Origin of the sequence: Actinomadura hibisca NBRC 15177, from assembly GCF_001552635.1 — a bacterium.
Taxonomy (GTDB): domain Bacteria; phylum Actinomycetota; class Actinomycetes; order Streptosporangiales; family Streptosporangiaceae; genus Spirillospora; species Spirillospora hibisca.
The window spans coordinates 97,305-116,304 of sequence record NZ_BCRO01000037.1; the positions used below are offsets into that span (position 1 = coordinate 97,305).

Consider the following 19,000-nt stretch of genomic DNA (forward strand, 5'->3'; position numbering starts at 1 on the left):
TCATCCGCGGGGTGCGGGAGAATGGCGGCCATGGCTCAGGTCACCGCAACCACGACGGCCGCGATCGCCGCCCCGCCCCAGCGGGTGCTGGCGGCGCTGGCCGACTACACCACCGTCCGGCCGCGGCTGCTCACCGCGCACTACAGCGAGTACGAGGTGCGCGAGGGCGGGCAGGGCGCGGGCACGGTCGTGCACTGGAAGCTCGCCGCCACCTCCAAGCGGGTGCGCGACTGCCTGCTGTCGGTGACCATGCCCGACGCGAGCACGCTGGTGGAGACCGACGCCAACTCGTCGATGGTCACCACCTGGAAGGTGACGCCCTCCGGCGAGGGCTCGCGCGTCCAGGTGACGACGACGTGGAAGGGCGCGGGAGGCGTCGGCGGCTTCTTCGAGCGGACCTTCGCCCCGCGCGGCCTGACCCGCATCTACGACGAGCAGCTCGCCAAGCTCCCCTCCGTGCTGGACGCCTAGGCGGTGGGGCCGGTCTTCTCCGGCGGCTCGCTGTCGGGGTCGTCCTCGACGGCGGGCCGGTCCTCGGCCTCGCCGACCTCCTGGAGGCCGTCCGGTAGCTCGGTGTAGTCGTCGATCGGCACGTCCCTGGGGATGATCTTGTCCTCGTCGCGCTCCTCGGCGCCCGAGCGCATGGCGATCGCGTCGGACTCGCCGCCGAGCCTGCCCGGCCTGGTCATCGCGGACTCCTTCCGATGGTTGTGCGTCCGCCTTCTGTTATCTCCATCCGGCGGAAATCAATCCAGGTCAGGGCGTGTTGCACGGAAAGTCCCGCTTCAGGAAGGCAGTGTCGTGCGCGTCGAGATCTGGTCCGATCTGATCTGTCCGTGGTGCTACATCGGCAAGCGCCGCTTCGAGAAGGCGCTGGCCGCCTTCGACCACCGCGACGAGGTGGAGGTGGTGCACCGGTCGTTCCAGCTGGACCCGAGCACGCCGCGGGGCGAGGCCCACGACCTGGCCGAGATGCTGGCCGCGAAGTTCGGGATGCCGCGCGAGCGGGCGGTGTCGATGAACCGCGAGATGGAGGCGCGCGCCGCCGAGGACGGCCTGACGTACAACCTGGTGGGCGGCTCGGTGGGCAACACGGCCGACGCTCACCGCCTGCTGCACCTGGCGGAGGCGAAGAACATCCAGCCTCAGGTCCTGGAGGCGTTCTACAAGGCGTACTTCACCGACCAGAAGTCCCTGTTCGACCGCGACTCGCTGCTGGCGGTGGCGACCGAAGCGGGCCTGCCCGCCGAAGAGACGGCCCGGGTACTGGACTCGGACGAATACGCCGACGCGGTGGTGTCCGACCAGCAGGCGGCGCAGCAAATGGGCGCGACGGGCGTGCCGTTCTTCGTACTGGACAACCGCTACGGAGTCTCGGGGGCCCAGCCGACAGAGCTGTTCGCCCAAGCCCTGACGCAGGCATGGAACGAGTCACGCCCGGTGCTCCTGGAGGGCCCCGGCGAAACCTGCACCGACGACACCTGCGCCGTCCCGGAATCCAAGACCGGAGCCTAAGCGGCGCGGCGAGTTCGCGGTGGCACGCCTGACCGGCCTGAGCCGGGCATAGGTGGTACGGGCGGCTGAGGTTGTTGCACGTCTGTCCCGGCGGTCGGGCCTGTGGTCACGGGCGGAGCGCGGGCACGAGGTTGAGGAGGTGGGTGCAGGCTTTGAGCAGGTGTTCGCGTAGAGGGTGGGCTCGGGTCGCGAAAGCGCGTTGTAGGGCCGCGTACTCTGCGCGGCCCTCTGCCGTCTCGATGCGGATGGGACGATAGCCCAGTGCGCTCAGGTCGTACGGGCTGGCTCGCATGTCCACCGCTCGCACGTCGCGGGCCAGTTCGAAGCAGTCGGCCACCAGTTCTCCGCTGACCAGCGGCGACAGTTTGTAGGCCCACTTGTACAGGTCCATGTTGGCGTGCAGGCAGCCCGGCTGCTCCAGTTCGGGCTGGCGTTCGCGGGTGGGCTGGAGCACGTTCAGCGGGCGTGCCTTCGGCGTGAAGAACCGGAATGCGTCGAAGTGGCTGCATCGCACGCCGCGTTCCTCCACGACCGCCGCCGTCTCGTCCGGTGTCAGGCGCAGCGGCCATGCCTGGTGGCGGATCTCCTCGGCCCGGTAGACCATCGCCCACTCGTGCATCCCGAAGCAGCCAAAGTGCGCGGGACGGGACGCGGTGGCGCGCAGCAGCTCCGCGATCCACTCGACGGACGAGCGCCGCCGTTCCAGCAGGCCCGCCGTGTCCAGCGTCGCGCCGCCCTCGACGTCCAGGTAGTCCTTGCCGAACCCGGTCGCGCCTTCGAGCAGCACCCCGGCTCCGGGGTGCCATTCGCGCAGCCGGGCGGGCCGGTGGCTGTAGTAGGTGAACAGGAAGTCCTCGACCGGGTGCGCCTCGCGGCGTGCCTTGCGCTCCACGTGCGGGTCGATCCATGCGGCGACGCGCCGCCGGTGCGCCGCCTGCCGCGCCCGCCACTGATCTTCGGCCAGAACCTCCACGCGCAGCAGGATATGTGGGGTCGGGCGGCGTGCCGTCCGACCCCACATGCGATGGGTTGGGAAATCGGCGCGTTGGGTCAGGACGGTTCGATGAACTGGAGGTCCAGGCTGATCTTCACCACCTCGCCCAGGAGGCCGGGGGCGAAGTCCAGGCCGTAGTCGCGGCGGCGGATCTCGCCCGTCGCCTCGAAGCCCGCGTGGCGGCCGGTGCCGCCGAAGTCCTCCACGCCGCCGAACTCCAGCGCCAGGGTGATCGGCCGCGTCACCTCGCCGATGGTCAGCTCGCCCTCCAGCTTCCAGTCCTCGCCGTCGGGGACGATCGCGGTCGAGCGGTAGGTCAGCGTCGGGCGCTTCGCCACGTCCAGCAGGTCGGACGCCAGCACGTGGGCGTCGCGGTCGTTGTTGCCGGTGTTGATGGAGGCGACCTCGATCGTGGCGGTGACCGAGGTGGTGTCCAGCGTCTCGCCCACCGTCAGGTCGGCGGTGAACTTCTCGAAGCGGCCCCGCACCTTGGAGATCCCGAGGTGGCGGATCGTGAAACCGACCGCCGAGTGCAGGGGGTCCAGCGCCCAGTGACCGGCGGCGAGGGGGACGGAAACGGTGTCGGTGCTCTGCGTCGTCATGTCCGCAACGCTGCCGGGCGGCGTGGTGTGTAGGGAGACCGCGCTGAGACTGGCCCTGCCGGGGCCACGCTAAGCGCCACCCCAGCGGTTACCGTTTTCAGGGTGAGCGACACTCTCGCCAGTGACAACGAGCTGGGCACGTTCCTGCGCACCCGCCGCGAGGCCGTCGCCCCGGCCGAGGTCGGGCTGCCCGCCGGGTCGCGCCGCCGCACGCCCGGCCTGCGCCGTTCGGAGCTGGCCACGCTCGCCGGGATCAGCGTGGAGTACCTGACCCGGCTGGAGCAGGGCCGCGACCGCCGCCCGTCCGCGCAGGTCCTCGGCGCGCTCGCCGACGCGTTGCGGTTGTCGATGGAGGAGCGCATGCACCTCAACTACGCCGCCAACGCCGCCGAGGGCGCGAGCCTGTTCCCCTGTCCGAAGGCCCGGCCGGTGACGCAGGCCGTGCGGCCGACGGTGCGGGCGCTGCTGGAGACGCTGGAGCCCACGCCCGCCGTGCTCGTCAATCACCTCACCGGCGTGCTGGCGCACACCGGCGGCTACGCGCGCGTGTTCGGGGCGGTCGGCGCGCTGGACGGCGCGGAGCCCAACCTCGCCCGGTACGTGTTCACCGACGGCCGGTCCCGCGCCGCCTACCCCGACTGGGACCGCGTCGCCGACGAGATGGCGTCCTGGATCCGGCAGGTCTGCTCGATGGACCAGCCGCCCGTCCCGCAGCTCGTCCGGGATCTGACGATCGGCGCGGGGGCCGCCTTCTCCAAGCGGGTCGAGTCGCAGCCCGCGTTCGTGCCGCGCACCGGCCTGCAACGCCTCCACCATCCGGAGGCGGGCGAGTTGCGCCTGTCGTACGAGGCGCTGGAGCTGCCGCCCGACGACGGGCAGCGCCTGCTGGTCTACCTGCCCGCCGACGACGCCACGGCCGCCGCGCTCGACCTGCTCGCCGGACGCCGCCCCGGGGGCCTGCGCGCGGTGAACGCCTGACCGGACCCGGCCTAACATGGCCGGAATGACCCTTTCGCACGGTTCCGCGCTCGCCCCGCGCACGGCGCGCGCGATCGCCGTGGCCGTGCTGGCGGCGTTCACCTGCGTCTACCTCCTCGCGGCGATCAGCGGGCCGGGCGACGCGGCCGTGGTGGTGCCGCTGTCGCTGGCGGTGCTCGCGCTGCACCTGCCGCACGTGCTGCCGGGCCTGCGCCGGTGCCGGGGCCGGTGGCTGGCCCCGGTCCAGGCGGTGCCCGCTTGTGTCGCGGTCCTGGGGTTCGGCGTCACGGTCGGGATGCTGGGCCTGGTCGTGGGCGCGCTGCTGCTGCGGTCGGCGTGGCGGATGGCGGCCCTGGCGACGGCCGCCGCCGCCGTGGTCGCGGCGGGCCGGGCCGGGACGGCGGCGGGCGCGCTCGACATGACGATCACCGTGGGCCTGACCGGGCTGGTGTCCTACGGCCTGTGCCGCCTGGCCGACCGGTTCGAGGAGGCGCACGCCGCGCGCCGCTCGCTGGCGATGGCGGCCGTGGAGGAGGAGCGGCTGCGGATGGCCGCCGCCCTGAACGACGGCGTCGGGCGCGGCCTGGACACGATCGCCGCCGCCCGCCCCGACGATCTGGACGCGACGCTGGAAACGACGCGCCGCGCGCTGGCCACCGCCCGTGCAGCCGCCTCGGAGCTGCGCAGCCTCTCACTGGCCCCCGAGATGGCGGCCGCGCGCGGAATGCTGGCCGCCGCCGGCATCGCCGCGACCGTCCGCACCGGCCACGCCGAACCCCTCGGCCAGGCGGGCACGCTGCTGGCGGCGGTGCTGCGCGAGGCCGTCACCGACGTGGTGCGGCAGGGCACCGCGACGCGCTGCGAGATCGAGACGACCGGCCGGGACGACCGGGTCGTCCTGCGCGTGACCAGCGACGGCGTGCGCACGGCGGCGCGCGGCGCGGAGGCCCTGACGCCCCTGGCCGGGCGCGTCGCGGCGGCGGGCGGCGACCTCGCCATGGCCCTGGAGGACGACGGCCGTTTCACCGTGACGGCGTCGGTCCGCGCCACGCCGCCGCCCAAGCCCCGCCCCAGCGGCGAGTACCGGCTGTCGCTGCTGGTGCTCGCGATGGTGCTGGCCGGTTTCTCGGTCAAGGCGCTGCTGCTGATGCCGCCCGCGCACGCGCTGGCGGCCGTCCCCCTGCTCGTGGCGAGCTGCGCCCTCACCCTGCGGCGCTCCCGCGAGCACCGGGGCTGGGCGCTGGCGGCCCTCGCGCTGCTCGCCTACGTGCCGTTGTTGTGGTTCGGGAAGGCATGGGGCGGCACGCCTGGCTTCCTGACGGGCGCGCTGCTGGTGTGGTTGCCCGCCGCCGTCGCATGGCCGCTGGTGGTGGCGATCATGGCGAGCATGGGCGTGCTGGCGCAGGCGTTCGGGCAGGGCACCCCCGTCGTGGTGAATTCGGTGGTGAGCGTGCTGGTCAGCGGGCTGGTGGTGTCCGGGCTGGTGCGCCTGGCGCGGCTCGCCGACGAGTTGCGCGCGGCGGAGACGGGCCTGGCGCGGGCGGCGGTCGTCCAGGAGCGGCTGCGCACTGCCCGCGACCTGCACGACCTGCTCGGCCACACTCTCGCCGCCATCCTGCTGAAAGGCGAGCTGGCCCGCCGCCTGCGCGCCGTCGCGCCCGAACGCGCCGACGCGGAGCTGGCCGACATCGTCGCGATGGCGGAGCAGGCCCGCGCCGACATGGAGACGGTGACGGGCGCGGCCCCGAACCTGGACCTGGCCAAGGAGCTGGAGTCGGCTCGCTCAGTGCTGGCCGCCGCCGGTATCGAGGTGCAGGTGACGCGCGACGACGACGTCCTACCCGAGCACGAGGCGGTGCTGAGCACGGTGCTGCGCGAGGCGGTCACGAACGTCCTGCGGCACAGCGCCGCCGAACGCGTGGAGATCGAGGTCGCGCGCGACGGCCTGACCGTGCGCAACGACGGCGTTCCGGCGCAGGTGAAGCCGCCCGGCGCGGGCATCGGCAACCTGTCCACGCGGCTGGCCGCGCTGGGCGGACGCCTGGAGGCGCGCCCGCTCGGCGGCGGCTCGTTCCAGCTCACCGCGCGACTCGACGCGGCGGACGGCCCCGATCCGGCCGCCCGTCAGGTCGGCTCAGAGCCAGCCCGCCTCTGACGCGATCCGCACCGCGTCCGTGCGGCCTCGCGCGTTCAGCTTCGCCACGATCGCCGTCAGGTTGTTGCGGACCGTGCCCGCCGACAGGTGCAGCCGTCCCGCGATCTCGTCGGGCTCGGCCCCCTCCGCCGTCAGCCGCAGCACGTCCTTCTCGCGCGGCGTCAGCGGGTCGTCGGCCAGGTCCCACGCCGCCACCGCCAGCTCCGGGTCCAGCACCCGTTCCCCGGCGGCCACGCGGCGGATCGCCGCGACCAGCTCGTCCGGCGGCGCGGTCTTGAGCATGAAGCCCGCCACCTTCGCCCCGAGCGCCCGCCGCAGGTGGCCGGGCTTGCCGTGCCCGGTCAGCATCAGCGAACGGCAGCCGGGCAGCTTGGCGTGCAGCTCGGCGGCGGCCGTCAGCCCGTCGCCGCCCGGCATGTCGATGTCCAGGACCGCCACGTCGGGCCGGTGCGCCAGCGCCGCGCGCACCGCGTCCGGGCCCGACGCCACGTCGGCGACGATCTCCAGGTCGGGCTCCAGGTCCAGCAGCGCGACCAGCGCGCCGCGCACCACGTGCTGGTCTTCGGCGATCAGTACCCGGATCACGGCACGACCCTACCCGTGACGATCTCACGGGCGGCCGGTGACGGCCTCTCTGGAGGATCGCGCCGCAGGTCAGCAGGCTGGAGGCATGGACGAAGCGGTGGTGCTGGACGCGGTCAGCAAGGTCTACGGCAAGGGCGGGGGCGCGGTCGCGGCCCTGCGGGAGGTCTCGGTGGGGCTGCCCAGGGGCGGGTTCACCGCCGTGATGGGGCCTTCGGGTTCGGGCAAGAGCACCTTCCTGCACTGCGCGGCGGGGCTCGACCGGCCCACGTCCGGGGTAGTGCGGCTCGGCGGGCAGGACCTGTCGGGCATGAACGAGACGGCGCTGACCAGGCTGCGGCGCGAGCGCGTCGGGTTCGTCTTCCAGGCGTTCAACCTGGTGCCGTCGCTGACGGTCGCGCAGAACGTCGCGCTGCCGCTCAAGCTCGCCGGGAGCCGCCCCGACCGCGCCCGGCTGGCGGAGGTGCTGGAGCGCGTCGGGCTGGCCGGGCGCGCCGGGCACCGGCCCGCCGAGCTGTCGGGCGGGCAGCAGCAGCGCGTCGCGATCGCCCGCGCCCTGGTCACCGGGCCCGAGGTCGTGTTCGGCGACGAGCCGACCGGAGCGCTCGACACCGTGACCGCGCGCGACGTGCTGGCGCTGCTGCGCGGCGTCGTGGACGAGCTGGGCCAGACCGTCGTCATGGTCACCCACGACCCGGTGGCGGCCGCCTGCGCCGACACCGTCCTCTACCTGGCCGACGGGCGGATCGTGGACACGATGAGCGCCCCGACCGCCGCCGGTGTCGCCGACCGCATGACCCGTCTGGGGGCCTACGCCTGATGTTGTCCTTCGCCTTGAGCACGCTGCGGCACCGCCGCGCCTCGTTCGCGGGCGCGTTCGTCGCCCTGTTCTGCGCCGCCGCGATCGTCTGCGCGTGCGGGACGCTGATGGACACCGGCCTGCGCGGCTCGGTGGAGCCCGAGCGGTACGCGGGCGCGCCGGTCGTGGTGGCCGGTGATCCCGAGTCGCACTTCGTCAAGGACAAGGGCGACGGCGAGACCAAGCGCAAGTCCAAGCCCAACACCGCGCGTGCCTGGCTCCCGGCGGAGCTGGCGGACAGGATCCGCGCCGTGCCGGGGGTGCGGCGGGTGGTCACCGAGGTCTCCTTCCCCGCCGGGGGCACCGAGGGGCACGGCTGGGAGTCGGCGGCCATGGCCCCGTTCACGATCAAGACCGGGCGCGCGCCCGCCGCCGACGGTGAGATCGTGGTGGACGCGACCGCCGGTCACCCCGTCGGAGCAGGGGTTCCGCTGGTCACGCCCGCCGGTACCCGCACCTACCGAGTGGTAGGGATCACTCGGGAGGCCCTCGCGCACCAATCAGTGACCTACTTCTCACCTGACGAGGCCAAAAAGCTCGCCGTGCGTGCCGGGAAGGTGACCGCGATCGGCGTCTGGCCGCAGAGCGCCGCCCCGGCCGTCCGGGACGCGGTGCGCGGCACCGGCGCGACCGTCCAGACCGGCGACGGGCGCGGCCGCGTCGAGTTCCTCGGCGTCGACGGCGCCCGCGTCAAGCTGGTCAGCATGGGCGCGGCGCTCGGCGGCACCTCCCTGGTCGTCGCGCTGCTCGCGGTGACCGGCACGTTCGGCCTGGCCGTCCAGCAGCGCGAACGCGAGCTGGCCCTGCTGCGCGCGGTCGCCGCCACGCCCCGGCAGCTCCGCCGGCTGGTCGGCGGCGAGGCGCTGCTGCTCGGCGGGCTGGCGGCGGTGCCCGGGGCGGTCGCCGGGCTGTTCCTGGGGACGGCGCTGCACGCCGCGTTCACCGGCCTGGACGCCATCCCCGCCAACCTGCCGCTGGAGATCGGCCCGTTCCCGCCGCTGGCCGCCGTCGCGGTGACGGTGCCCGCCGCCTGGCTGGCCGCGCGCCTGTCGGCCCGCCGCGTGGCGCGGCTGCGGCCGGTGGAGGCGCTGGGCGAGGCCGCCCTCGCCCCGGCGCGGGTCTCCCCGTTCCGGCTGGTCGCCGGGGTGCTGGCGCTGGTCGCGGCGGTGGTGCTGACGATCCTGCTCACCTCGATCCACACCGAGCCCGCCGCCGGGCCGCTGACGCCGCTGACCGCGCTGTTGTGGACGTCCGGGCTCGCGCTGCTCGGTCCGCTGCTGGCCCGCGTGCTGCTCGCCGTCGTCACGCTGCCGCTGCGCGCCGCCGGGGGCGTCCGCGACCTGGCCGCCGCCAACCTGCGCGCCGGTGCCCGGCGCATGGCCGCCGTGATCGCGCCGCTGACGCTGATGGTCGCGCTGGCCTCCACGCTGCTGTTCTCCGACACCACCATGAAGGGCGCGGCGCAGGAGCAGGCCGCCGCCGGGAACGTCGCCGACTACGTGCTCGGCCCGGCCGTGCCCGCCTCGGCCGCCGCCAAGGCCCGCGCCGTCCCGGGCGTCGAGGCGGTCACCGAGGTCCTGCACACCCGCGTCCGCGCCGTGAACAGCCCCTACAGCGCCCAAGGCGTCACCCCCGCCGGGCTGGCCAGGACCATGGACCTCGGCGTCACGGCCGGGTCGCTGGACCGGCTCGGCGACGGCACGATGGCCGTCCGCGAGGGGCTGGGCAGGAAGGTCGGCGACCGGGTGGCGTTCGCGATGGCCGACGGCGCGCCGGTCTCCCTGACCGTGATCGCGATCTACCGGCGGGGGCTCGGTTTCGGCGACTTCACGCTGCCGCACTCCCTGGTCGCCGCGCACGTGGACGCCCCGCTGGGCACGGTCCTGATCGCCGCCCCGAAGGTGCCGCGCGACGTGCTGACCCGCGCGGGCCTGCCGGTCGTGGAGCGCGCCGCCGCGCCCGCCAAGTCCAGCAGCAGCGCCGTCAACCACCTGTCGCTCGGCCTGATCGTCGCGTTCGCCGCCATCTCCATGGTCAACACCTTGGCGATGGCCGTGGCGGGCCGGTCCCGCGAGCTGTCGCTGCTGCGGCTGGCCGGGGCGACCCGCCGCCAGGTGCTCGGGATGTTGCGCTGGGAGACCCTGGCCGTGACGCTGATCGCCGCCGCGCTCGGCACCGCGATCGCGCTGGTCACGCTCACGGCGTTCGCCTCCGGCATGACGGGGACGGCCAGCCCGCGCGTCGCGCCGCTCGGCTACCTCGGGATCGTCGGGGCGACCGCCGCGCTGGCCCTCCTCGCGACGGCCCTCCCGGCGCGGGCGGCGCTGCGCACCGCGCCGGTCGAGGGCCTGGCCGCCCGCGAATAGGCGGCCCGGCCCCGCCCTTCGCCCTCCTAGGCCTTGGGGTGGCGGGCGAAGAAGTCCCAGATCACCGGGCTCGCGTCCACGCCCTTGCCCGTCCCGCGCGGCCACTCGTGCCCGCCGTCGGTGATCGTGCACAACGTCACCGTCGTGCGCGCCGGGGGCGAGGCGCGGCAGAGGGTGTCGCGGGCGTCCAGGACGATGTCGCGCAGCGGCTTGAGCAGGTTGACCCCGAGCCAGAAGTCCATCACCTGGGCGACCGACGGGAACGGGTTCTTGTTGTCCCAGTCCAGGTTGCCGCCGCCCTGGTAGGGCACCGAGAAGTCCGCGGTGCCGTGGAAGGCGATCACCGAGATGGGCTTGGCGGGCTTGCACGGGGTGGCCAGCGAGCCCGACACCACGCCCACGGCCGCGACCGTCCCGGACCGCTCGCACGCGTACCGGTAGGCCATGCCGCCGCCGTTGGAGAAGCCGGTCAGGTAGATCCGCCGGGGGTCGGCCTGCCCGGACCGCACCAGCGAGGCGATCAGCCGGTCCAGGAAGCCGACGTCGTCGATGCCCGCCAGCCGCGCCAGGAAGCAGCAGCCGCCCGCGTTCCAGGAGCCGAGGAAGCCGTTGGGGTAGGCGACCAGGAAGCCGTTGCGGTCGGCCACGCCGTCCAGCCCGCTGGTCTCGCGCAGGTAGTTCATGTCGTTCAGGCCGCCGTGCAGCGCGACCACGAGGGGGCGGGGCTTGGCGGCGGGCCGCCCGGCGGGCACCTTCAGCAGGTACTCGCGCTGCCAGCCGTTGTCCATCGTGACCGTGCGCTTGTGGACGCCGGGCGCGGGCACGGGGGCGGCCGACGCCAGGGGGGCGGGCGCTATAAGCCCGACCAGCAGGCCGAACACCAGGGCGGCCCGCGACAGGATTCTCATGGGAATGATCTACAGGTCCGGCCGCCCGCCTCGCTATGGAGAAAGTAACGACTTTCTTGCACGCTTCCCACCTTCCGGGACGTGGCGGCACCGGCCCGTTTTGCGGCGGGCGCAGGGGCCGGGCCGGTGCCGCCCGGAAAGTGTCACCGGATGAGCGGGCTCAGTCCGCGACCAGCCGGTCCAGGCGGTTGCCGCCGTGCTCGCGCTGGCGGCGGATCACGTAGGTGCCGGGCGCGATGCCGCTGCCGCCGTGCTCGGGATGCAGCAGGTAGGCCGGGCCGGTGGTGCGGAGCGCGCCGAGCGCGAGCCGCATCGAGTCGCGGATCCAGGGCGTCCACTGGCAGACGCCCGGGTCGGCGACCAGCGTGTGCGGGTTGCCGCCCGCCGCCCCGCGCAGCACCTCTACGCCCTCGGCGGGCACGTCGGCCCATTTGGGGCCGCCGCCGTGGAAGACGACGGCGTGCTGGATGACGTGCAGCGGGACGACGATGAGGTCGCCCTGCGCCTGCAAGCCGCCGAGGACGGGGACGGCGGCGTCCCGCTCCAGGTGGTCCAGGACGTCCAGGCCGGTGCGGCGGGTGAGATCGGCGAGGGTGACGGTCACGGCTTCTCCTCTCATGTGCGTCGGGCGAGCTGGGCGTACTGGGGGCCGGACAGGCCGTAGGACCAGGCGGCGGCCGCCACCGGGTCGTCGAGGTGGCCGGGGACGTTCAGGCCGTAGCGGCGGCGCTCCCCGTCGCGCTCCACCGAGCCGTTGACGGCCAGCAGCACGCGCGCGGACCCGCCCCACGCCTGGTGCGGGACGTCGTAAAGGTGCAGCTCGAAGCCCGGATTACCGGGGTCGGGGGCGCTGGACACCAGGCGCATCCCGGCCTGGCCGAGGTAGGCGTCCCAGCCGATCCGCTCGACGGCGCAGCGCCGCACCTCGACGTTGGGCTCGCCGCCGATGCGCTCGGCCGTCGGGTCGGTGATCACCCATTCGGGGACGCGGGTGCCGTGCCAGGAGTGCAGGCTCCAGCCGTCGGCGTACCGCACGGCGGGGCCGTCGGGGTGGTGGAGCCAGTGCTCGCCCTGGGTGCGGCCCGGCATCGGCTCGGTGTGCACGGCGACGGGCCGCTCGGAGACCACGCACACCTCGTCGTAGGGCCACCACCAGCCGCACGACCGCGCCAGCGCCGCCCACAACCCGAGCTGGTGGCGCTGCTCGGACGAGTAATGGGCCAGGCCGAGCCGTTGTTGCGCGTCGTAGTGCGCGATCCAGTAGGCGTCGTGCTGCCCGTGCCAGGCGAGGCCGGGAGAGGCCCCCGCCTGCTCCCTCAGCATCATGGTCAACGGGGTGCACACCTGGTCGCGGACGAACAGGCGCAGGGGGTCGCGGACGGCGTGGTCGACCACGTCCCGGAGCGGCGTGCCCTCCAGCAGCGCCGTCTCGACGTCCATGAGCCGGGGTTCGCGCCTGTCCCAGCTCGGGACGGCCCAGTCGCGGCCCACCCGCTGGTCCAGGTCGGCGCGGAACGTGCTGACCATGCTGGCGAGCAGGGAGGCGACCGGCCAGACGTCGGGCAGGTCGTCGGAACTGAGCGAGAACGGCCGGTCGGTGGGCGCGGCGGCCAGGGCCGCACCGGGCGAATCCACCCAGACGAAGCGGGGCGGAGGTTGCCCGGCCAGCCGGTACAGCCCGGCGATGGCGGCTTCGGCGGCGGGACGGTCGGCGCGCTCGACGCTCAGCGCGTGCCGCAACCATTCGGCACGGATCTCAAGGGCCTGGCGGCCGAGTGCGAGGATCTTCGGAACGTCGCGGGGCTCCGCCCGGCGCGACGTTTCCCGGGCGCTCAACGGCGCGGGGCGGGACGCCCCTCTCTGTCGATCATGTCTCGGATGGTGACAGGGCCGGTCGCGGCCCGCAAGGGGTTATCGCGACCGGCCCCGGGCCCGAGGGCGCGCTCAGACGAACGAGCGCAGGAAGAACGTCAGGTTCGCGGGACGCTCGGCCAGGCGGCGCATGAAGTAGCCGTACCAGTCGCCGCCGTAGGGGATGTAGGCGCGCACCCGGTGCCCGGATTCGGCCAGCCGGTGCTGCTCGTCCACGCGGATGCCGTAGAGCATCTGGAACTCGTAGTCGCCGGGCTTGCGGCCGTGCCGCACCGCCAGCTCCTGGGCGATCGTGATCAGCCGCGGGTCGTGCGAGCCGATCATCGGGTAGCCGCCGCCCGCCATGAGGATCTTCAGGCAGCGCACGTAGGCCCGGTCCACCTCGGCCTTGTCCTGGTGGGCGACCGAGGCGGGCTCCTTGTAGGCGCCCTTGACCAGCCGGACGCGGGAGCCCCCGGTGGCCAGCGCGCGGGCGTCGTCCTCGGTGCGGAACAGGTACGACTGGAGCACCGCGCCCGTCTCGGGGTACTCGCGGCGCAGCTCGGCCAGGACGCCCAGCGTGGAGTCCACGGTGGTGTGGTCCTCCATGTCGAGGGTCACGGTGGTCCCGGCGGCGCGGGCGGCCTCGGCGACGCGCCGGGCCCCCTCCAGCGCCAGTTCCTCGCCGCCCGTCGGCAGCGCCTGCCCGAACGCCGACAGCTTCACCGACACCTCGGCACGCGGGCCGAGCCGTTCGGCGGCCAGGGCCTCCAGCAGGCGCAGGTAGGCGTCGCGGGTGGCGGTGGCCTGCGCGGCGGAGGTGATGTCCTCGCCCAGGTGGTCGAGGGTGACCTCGATGCCGTCGGCGGCGAGGGCGCGCACGGCGGCCAGCGCGTCGGGCAGGGTCTCCCCGGCCACGAACCGGTCCACGACCGGGCGGGTCACCGGGGCGGCGGACACCAGGCGGCGCAGCCGGTCGCTGCGGGCGGCGGTGAGCAGGACGGGACCGAGCATCGAGACCTCCAGGTTCGGACGTCTCCGAAGCTAGATCGCGGTGCGGGGCCCGGCCAGCGACAGCGGGCGGAACATACTTGGACACATGTACGAAGGCGATCTCCAGCGGCTGGCCGACGAGGTCTCGGCGCTCCTGGGCGCGCCCGCCACGCTGGAGGACCGGGACTTCCGGCTGCTGGCGTTCGCCGCCCAGGAAGGCGACCTGGACGCGGTGCGCACCGGCTCGATCCTGCGCCGCCGCTCCACCGCCGAGGTCCGCGCCTGGTTCGAGGGCTTCGGGATCGCCCACGCGGCCGGACCCGTGCGCACCCCCGCCGACCCGCGCACCGGCGTGCTCGCGCGGTTGTGCCTCCCCGCCCGCGACGCCGGGGTCACCCACGGCTACCTGTGGTTGCTGGACGAGGGCAAGATCGCGCCGGACGACCCGCGGCTGCCCGAGGCGATGCGGCTGGCCGCGCTCGCCGGGGCCCTGCTGGCCGAGCAGGGCCGCCCGGCGCGCGGGCTGGCGGGCCTGCTGGCGGACTCGGCCGCCGAGCGCGCCGAGGGAGCGGCGCTGCTGGCGGGCCATCCGGCCGCCACCGGCCCCTACGTGATCATGGCCGTGGCGGCGGAGCCCCGGCCCGCGCCGCTGGGCGCGGTGGTGCACCGGAACGCCCTGCTGGTGCCGGTCCGCGACCTCGCGGACGCGCGGTCGCAGGCCGCCCGGGTCGCCGAACGCATCCGGGACGCGGACGCACCGCCCCCGCCCGCGCCAGGCCCCGCCGCAGGCACGCAGGCAGGCTCAAGGGCAGGCACGCAAGCGGGCGCACAGGCAGGCGCACAGGCAGGCGCACAGGCAGGCATCGAGGCAGGTGGCACGGCGGCTACTACAGCGGCCACTCCGCCGGGCGGCGGGAAGGACCGCGGGCGAAAAGGGCCGGAGCGGTCCCCGGCCCCTGAGGCGCGACGCCCCGGCGTCGTCGGGGTCAGCCAGGTTCGGCGCGGGCTGGAGCACGTCCCCGACGCGTGGGCGCAGGCTCGCGCGGCGTTGCGCGTGGCGCGTGGCGTCCCTGAGGCGGGGCCGGTCGTCACCTGGGACGGCATGGGCCCCTACCGGCTGCTCAGTGCCCTGCCCGGCGGCGATCCGGTCGCCGCGCCGCTGCTCGACCCCGCCAACGCCGCGCTCCGGCACACCGCCGAGACCTACCTCGACCACGCCGGGCACGCCCAGCGCACGGCGGCGGCCCTCACCGTGCACCGGCAGACGCTCTACTACCGGCTGTCGCGCATCGAGGCCCTGACCGGGCTCGACCTGGACTCCGGCGACGACCGGCTGCTGCTGCACATGGCCCTCAAGGCAGCCCGGCTCCAGGAGTGACGCAGCTCCAGGAGTGACGCGGGTCAGCCCGTCGCCTCGTCGCCCGCGGGCTCGTCGGCGGGCCGGTCGGTCAGCCAGTCGCGGATGCGCGCGTACACCTCGGGATGGTTGAGCAGGTCGAAGTGGTGCACCCCGGCGACCCGGCACACGTGCTCGCCGGGCAGGTCGAACCGCCGCTCCCCCGCGTCGTCGCCGCACGCGCTGCGCGGCCGGACCAGCAGGTCGCCCAGGAGGTCCCCCGACCACGAGCCGGGGCGGCGCGTCACCGTGCCCACCACCACGAAGTGCCGCGCGCCCGCGTGCAGCGGCACCGCCGACGGCGGCGGCCCGCCCAGCGCGTCGGGGTGCCGTCCCGCCCAGTCGGCCTCCAGCAGGCTGCCGTGCCGCAGGTCCTTGATCCCGGCGCTGCGCGCGGCGAGGACGGCGGCGACCGCGCGGGTCTCGCCGACGCGGTTCAGGGCGTGCGTGAGGACGGCCGCGCCCTGCTCCAGGGGCGCGCCGAGGTGCGGTGTGCCGAGCGTGACGGTGTCGCGGACCGCCGACGGCCACGCCGCGCCGCGCTCCACCGCCTGCGCCAGCGCGCTGCGGATCACCAGGCCGCCCATCGAGTGCCCGACGAGCAGCAGGTCCTCCACCGGCACCGGCCACGCCGCCACGAGATCGGCGAGCAGCGCGTCGAGCCGCCCGCCGTTGGCGGAGATCCGCAGGCCCGTGTTGTAGCGGACCTGCACCGGCGTGTAGCCGAGGTCGGCGCGCAGCAGGTCGCCGTAGGTGACGCCGGGACGGCCGTGGTGCCGCACCGACTTGTAGGCCCACGCGCCCTCGTTCTCGACCAGGCCGTGCAGGAACACCGCGAGACGCCCGGTCGTTGGGCGGTGTGCGCGCTCCAGCTCCCCGGTCTCCACGGGCACGTCGCGGCCGCGGGCGCGCACGGACATGGGCAGGGCCAGCCCGTTGCCGTCCGCGTCGAGCCGGTCGCCGTGCCAGCCGTTGAGCAGGGACAGCACGATCCCGCCGCGCGGGCCGTCGCGCAGCGCGAAACCGTCGCCGGCGACATCGGCGAGCACCGCGCCGACGGTGCGGCCGCCGGCCGACAGCGCGCCGCCCACACCGGTGTAGACGGCGGCGGAGATCCCGTCGTGCACGATCCGCACCGGTGCCGACGAGGGCCCGACGCCGCGGAACACCCGCCCGGCGATGCCCTGGTGGGTCTGCCGCACCCGTTCGGCGCCGGCCTGGAGCGCCGTTCCCGCCAGGTCGCCCAGGCCCCGGATCTCGCGTGCCAGCATCGTGCCCACCCCGTCGGTCCCGCGGTCTGGACCGTCCACGCTGACGGACGTCCGGGAGCGGGTCAAGACCTCCGGCGGGGCGCGGGTCCCGGAGCGGGACTCACAAAGTGATCAGAGCTTGTCGAGCTTGGCGAACGGCGACGGGATGCGGACCTTCTGCGGCCCGAAGTCGACCAGCACGGCGTTGGCGTCGGCCCCGATGACCAGGCCCAGGCCGTACTTGTCGTGCGTGACGCGGTCGTTCACCTCGAACTGCTGGACCGGCGGAGGCGGCGCCGGAGCCTTGAACGGGCTGGTGGGCAGGTGACGTTTTGTGGCTGCGCGAGAAGTTTTCATCATTCCCAGTATGCGCTGACCCTGGACGATCCGGGGCGCGTACCGCGACTTGTGGCCACCCCGTGACCGGGAGATAACGCCCAGAGTGATGCACATCACGCAGCGTGTTCGCCCTCGGCGTCGCGAGCGTGGTAACGTAGGGGGCAGTTGCGGTTCCCATGGACTCTTGTGTGCGCCTGCGGTCTTCCCCCAGGCGCTTTTTGTTTTTCTGGGCTCGATCGCGACGGCTCCGGGTCCGCACGGTGCGGACCCGCTGTCTGAAGGAGACGCATCATCGCTACTGGCACCGTCAAGTGGTTCAACGCTGAAAAGGGCTTCGGCTTCATCGAGCAGGACGGCGGCGGCCCCGACGTGTTCGCCCACTACTCCAACATCGCCACCCAGGGCTTCCGCGAGCTCCAGGACGGCCAGAAGGTGACCTTCGACGTCACCCAGGGCCAGAAGGGCCCGCAGGCGGAGAACATCGTTCCCGCCTGACCCACCCAGGGTCAGTAGGTGCACGGCGGGCCCCCGTTGAGGTCGTGGCCCGCCGCGCACCCGCCCCGCCTCGCTCCGCGAGGCCATCCCGGCGCACTCGTCCGAGACCGCGCCCGGCGCTCCCGCATCCGGTGAGCGCACCGATCACCAGGCTCGTTCTTGTGACCTCTCCTCCCGCTCCCGCGCGCCGGGTCCGGTGGTGGAGCACTCCTCGAAACGTGCCATTCGAGGAAGGTCCTTGATGACTTCTCGTTCGCAGCCTGCCCGCAGGCGCTCCTCGCGGCCCCGCTCCGGCGGCGGCCGCTCCTCCTCCGCCTCGCGCCCCGTCCAGCAGGGCGGCGAGTTCGCGATGCCGGAGAGCCGTACCCCCGCCCTGCCCGCGGTCGCCTCGTTCGCCGAGCTGGGCATGCCGCGCGAGCTGCTGGCCACGCTGACCGCGCAGGGCGTCACCGAGCCGTTCCCCATCCAGGGCGCGACGCTCCCCAACACCCTCGCCGGGCGCGACGCGCTCGGCCGCGGCCGCACCGGCTCCGGCAAGACGCTGGCCTTCGGCCTGGCGGTGTTGTCCCGGCTCGCCGGGCGGCGCGCCGAGCCGACCCGCCCGCTGGCGCTGGTGCTGGTCCCGACCCGCGAGCTGGCCACCCAGGTCACCACCGCGCTCCAGCCGTACGCCGACGCCGTGAAGCTGCGCACCGCGACCGTGGTCGGCGGCCTGTCCATCGGCCGCCAGTCGCAGGCGCTGCGGCGCGGCGCCGAGGTGGTCGTGGCGACGCCCGGCCGGCTCGCCGACCTGATCGACCGGCGCGACTGCGACCTGTCCCAGGTCGAGATCACCGTGCTGGACGAGGCCGACCAGATGGCCGACATGGGCTTCCTGCCGCAGGTCACGCGCCTGCTGGAGCAGGTGCGCCCCGGCGGGCAGCGCATGTTGTTCTCCGCCACCCTGGACCGCAACGTCGACCGCCTGGTGCGGCGCTTCCTGGACGACCCGGTGACCCACTCGGTGGACCCGTCGGCGGGCGCGGTCACCACGATGGAGCACCACCTGCTGCACGTCGGCGACGCCGACAAGTTCGCGGTGACCGCCGAGATCGGCGCCCGCGAGGGCCGCACGATCATGTTCGTCGGCATGAAGCACGCCGCCGACCGATTGGCCCGCAAGCTGCTGCGCGAGGGCGTGCGGGCGGCGGCGCTGCACGGCGGCAAGAGCCAGCCGCAGCGCGACCGCACGCTGGCGCAGTTCAAGGACGGCCAGGTGACGGTGCTGGTGGCGACCAACGTCGCCGCGCGCGGCATCCACGTGGACGGCCTGGACCTGGTCCTCAACGTGGACCCGCCCACCGACCCCAAGGACTACCTGCACCGCGGCGGCCGCACCGCCCGCGCCGGTGAGTCCGGCACGGTGGTCACCCTGGTGCTGCCCGAGCAGCGCCGCGAGACCGACCGCATGATCTCCGACGCGGGCATCCGCCCGTCGGTGGCGACCGTGCGGCCCGGCGACGCGGAGCTCGCGACGGTGACCGGCGCGCGGACCCCGTCCGGCGAGCCGGTCGTGATCCCCGTCCCGGTGAAGGCGGCCCCGGCCGCCGCCCCGGCGGAGCGCTCGCAGTCGCGGCGCGGCGGCTCGTCGGGCCGTCGCCGTCGCGGTGGTGGCGGCGGTAACGGCGGCGCAGCGCACAGCCCGTCGCGCGGCGCGGCTCCCGCCGCCGGTCGCGGC

At 74.5% G+C, this 19,000-nt stretch carries 19 protein-coding genes; 9 read left to right on the plus strand and 10 right to left on the minus strand.

The annotated features are described in order from the left end of the window. Positions 1-30: 30 nt before the first annotated feature. Positions 31-471 (plus strand): SRPBCC family protein, encoded by a 441-nt coding sequence (locus tag AH6_RS18150; protein ID WP_067481359.1) that lies wholly within the window; start codon positions 31-33, stop codon positions 469-471. On the opposite strand, the gene AH6_RS18155 is transcribed toward AH6_RS18150, so the two are convergent. Next, on the minus strand, positions 468-689 hold the full coding sequence (locus AH6_RS18155) for a hypothetical protein (protein ID WP_067481305.1): 222 nt from the start codon (positions 687-689) through the stop codon (positions 468-470). The two genes, AH6_RS18150 and AH6_RS18155, sit on opposite strands and share 4 nt — an antisense overlap. 112 nt (positions 690-801) lie before the next feature. Between AH6_RS18155 and AH6_RS18160 the strand changes: the two genes are divergently transcribed. Continuing rightward, positions 802-1,515, plus strand: a complete 714-nt coding sequence (locus AH6_RS18160; RefSeq protein ID WP_067481307.1) for a DsbA family oxidoreductase — start codon at positions 802-804, stop codon at positions 1,513-1,515. 106 nt (positions 1,516-1,621) lie between these two features. Here the strand turns inward: AH6_RS18160 and AH6_RS18165 are convergent, their stop codons facing one another. Next, a complete protein-coding gene (locus AH6_RS18165; RefSeq protein ID WP_067481309.1) occupies positions 1,622-2,488 on the minus strand; it encodes a 3-methyladenine DNA glycosylase in 867 nt (288 codons plus the stop codon). 77 nt (positions 2,489-2,565) lie between these two features. Next, entirely contained in the window at positions 2,566-3,111 is a 546-nt protein-coding gene (locus AH6_RS18170; protein ID WP_067481311.1) for a YceI family protein, read from the minus strand. Positions 3,112-3,213: 102 nt separating this feature from the next. Between AH6_RS18170 and AH6_RS18175 the strand changes: the two genes are divergently transcribed. Beyond that, positions 3,214-4,089, plus strand: coding sequence for a helix-turn-helix domain-containing protein (locus AH6_RS18175; protein ID WP_067481313.1), 876 nt, complete (start codon positions 3,214-3,216; stop codon positions 4,087-4,089). A gap of 25 nt (positions 4,090-4,114) precedes the next feature. Further along, on the plus strand, positions 4,115-6,244 hold the full coding sequence (locus tag AH6_RS46655) for a sensor histidine kinase (RefSeq protein WP_067481315.1): 2,130 nt from the start codon (positions 4,115-4,117) through the stop codon (positions 6,242-6,244). Here the strand turns inward: AH6_RS46655 and AH6_RS18185 are convergent. Then, complete coding sequence (locus tag AH6_RS18185; protein WP_067481317.1) at positions 6,224-6,829, minus strand: response regulator transcription factor; 606 nt, start codon at positions 6,827-6,829, stop codon at positions 6,224-6,226. The genes AH6_RS46655 and AH6_RS18185 overlap by 21 nt on opposite strands. A gap of 85 nt (positions 6,830-6,914) precedes the next feature. Here AH6_RS18185 and AH6_RS18190 point away from each other — a divergent pair, with 85 nt between their 5' ends. Next, the gene (locus tag AH6_RS18190) at positions 6,915-7,646 is read left to right on the plus strand and encodes an ABC transporter ATP-binding protein (RefSeq protein WP_067481319.1); all 732 of its coding nucleotides are present in this window, start codon (positions 6,915-6,917) and stop codon (positions 7,644-7,646) included. 14 nt (positions 7,647-7,660) lie between these two features. Beyond that, positions 7,661-10,051: an ABC transporter permease gene (locus tag AH6_RS18195; protein ID WP_245679363.1), complete on the plus strand. Its 2,391-nt coding sequence runs from the start codon at positions 7,661-7,663 to the stop codon at positions 10,049-10,051. Positions 10,052-10,077: 26 nt separating this feature from the next. Here the strand turns inward: AH6_RS18195 and AH6_RS18200 are convergent, their stop codons facing one another. The 4 genes from AH6_RS18200 to AH6_RS18215 all read right to left on the minus strand — a co-directional run bounded on the left by AH6_RS18200 (position 10,078) and on the right by AH6_RS18215 (position 13,824). Next, complete coding sequence (locus tag AH6_RS18200) at positions 10,078-10,959, minus strand: CE1 family esterase (protein WP_067481321.1); 882 nt, start codon at positions 10,957-10,959, stop codon at positions 10,078-10,080. Positions 10,960-11,119: 160 nt separating this feature from the next. Beyond that, positions 11,120-11,563, minus strand: a complete 444-nt coding sequence (locus AH6_RS18205) for a DUF8820 family protein (RefSeq protein WP_245679364.1) — start codon at positions 11,561-11,563, stop codon at positions 11,120-11,122. Between the two features lie 11 nt (positions 11,564-11,574). Continuing rightward, a complete protein-coding gene (locus tag AH6_RS18210) occupies positions 11,575-12,795 on the minus strand; it encodes a DUF6745 domain-containing protein (protein WP_067481325.1) in 1,221 nt (406 codons plus the stop codon). A 108-nt stretch (positions 12,796-12,903) separates the two neighbouring features. Continuing rightward, entirely contained in the window at positions 12,904-13,824 is a 921-nt protein-coding gene (locus AH6_RS18215) for a proline dehydrogenase family protein (protein WP_067481327.1), read from the minus strand. Between the two features lie 85 nt (positions 13,825-13,909). On the opposite strand from AH6_RS18215, the gene AH6_RS46660 reads away from it, so the two are divergent. After that, positions 13,910-15,181: a helix-turn-helix domain-containing protein gene (locus AH6_RS46660; RefSeq protein WP_067481329.1), complete on the plus strand. Its 1,272-nt coding sequence runs from the start codon at positions 13,910-13,912 to the stop codon at positions 15,179-15,181. A gap of 23 nt (positions 15,182-15,204) precedes the next feature. On the opposite strand, the gene AH6_RS18225 is transcribed toward AH6_RS46660, so the two are convergent. Both AH6_RS18225 and AH6_RS46665 read right to left on the minus strand, forming a co-directional pair. Next, a complete protein-coding gene (locus tag AH6_RS18225; RefSeq protein WP_067481363.1) occupies positions 15,205-16,470 on the minus strand; it encodes an esterase/lipase family protein in 1,266 nt (421 codons plus the stop codon). A gap of 111 nt (positions 16,471-16,581) precedes the next feature. Then, the gene (locus tag AH6_RS46665; RefSeq protein ID WP_281180256.1) at positions 16,582-16,716 is read right to left on the minus strand and encodes a hypothetical protein; all 135 of its coding nucleotides are present in this window, start codon (positions 16,714-16,716) and stop codon (positions 16,582-16,584) included. 363 nt (positions 16,717-17,079) lie between these two features. On the opposite strand from AH6_RS46665, the gene AH6_RS18230 reads away from it, so the two are divergent. Then, a complete protein-coding gene (locus AH6_RS18230) occupies positions 17,080-17,283 on the plus strand; it encodes a cold-shock protein (protein WP_067481331.1) in 204 nt (67 codons plus the stop codon). A gap of 241 nt (positions 17,284-17,524) precedes the next feature. After that, a partial coding sequence (locus AH6_RS18235) for a DEAD/DEAH box helicase (RefSeq protein ID WP_067481365.1) occupies positions 17,525-19,000 on the plus strand: 1,476 nt, incomplete at its 3' end.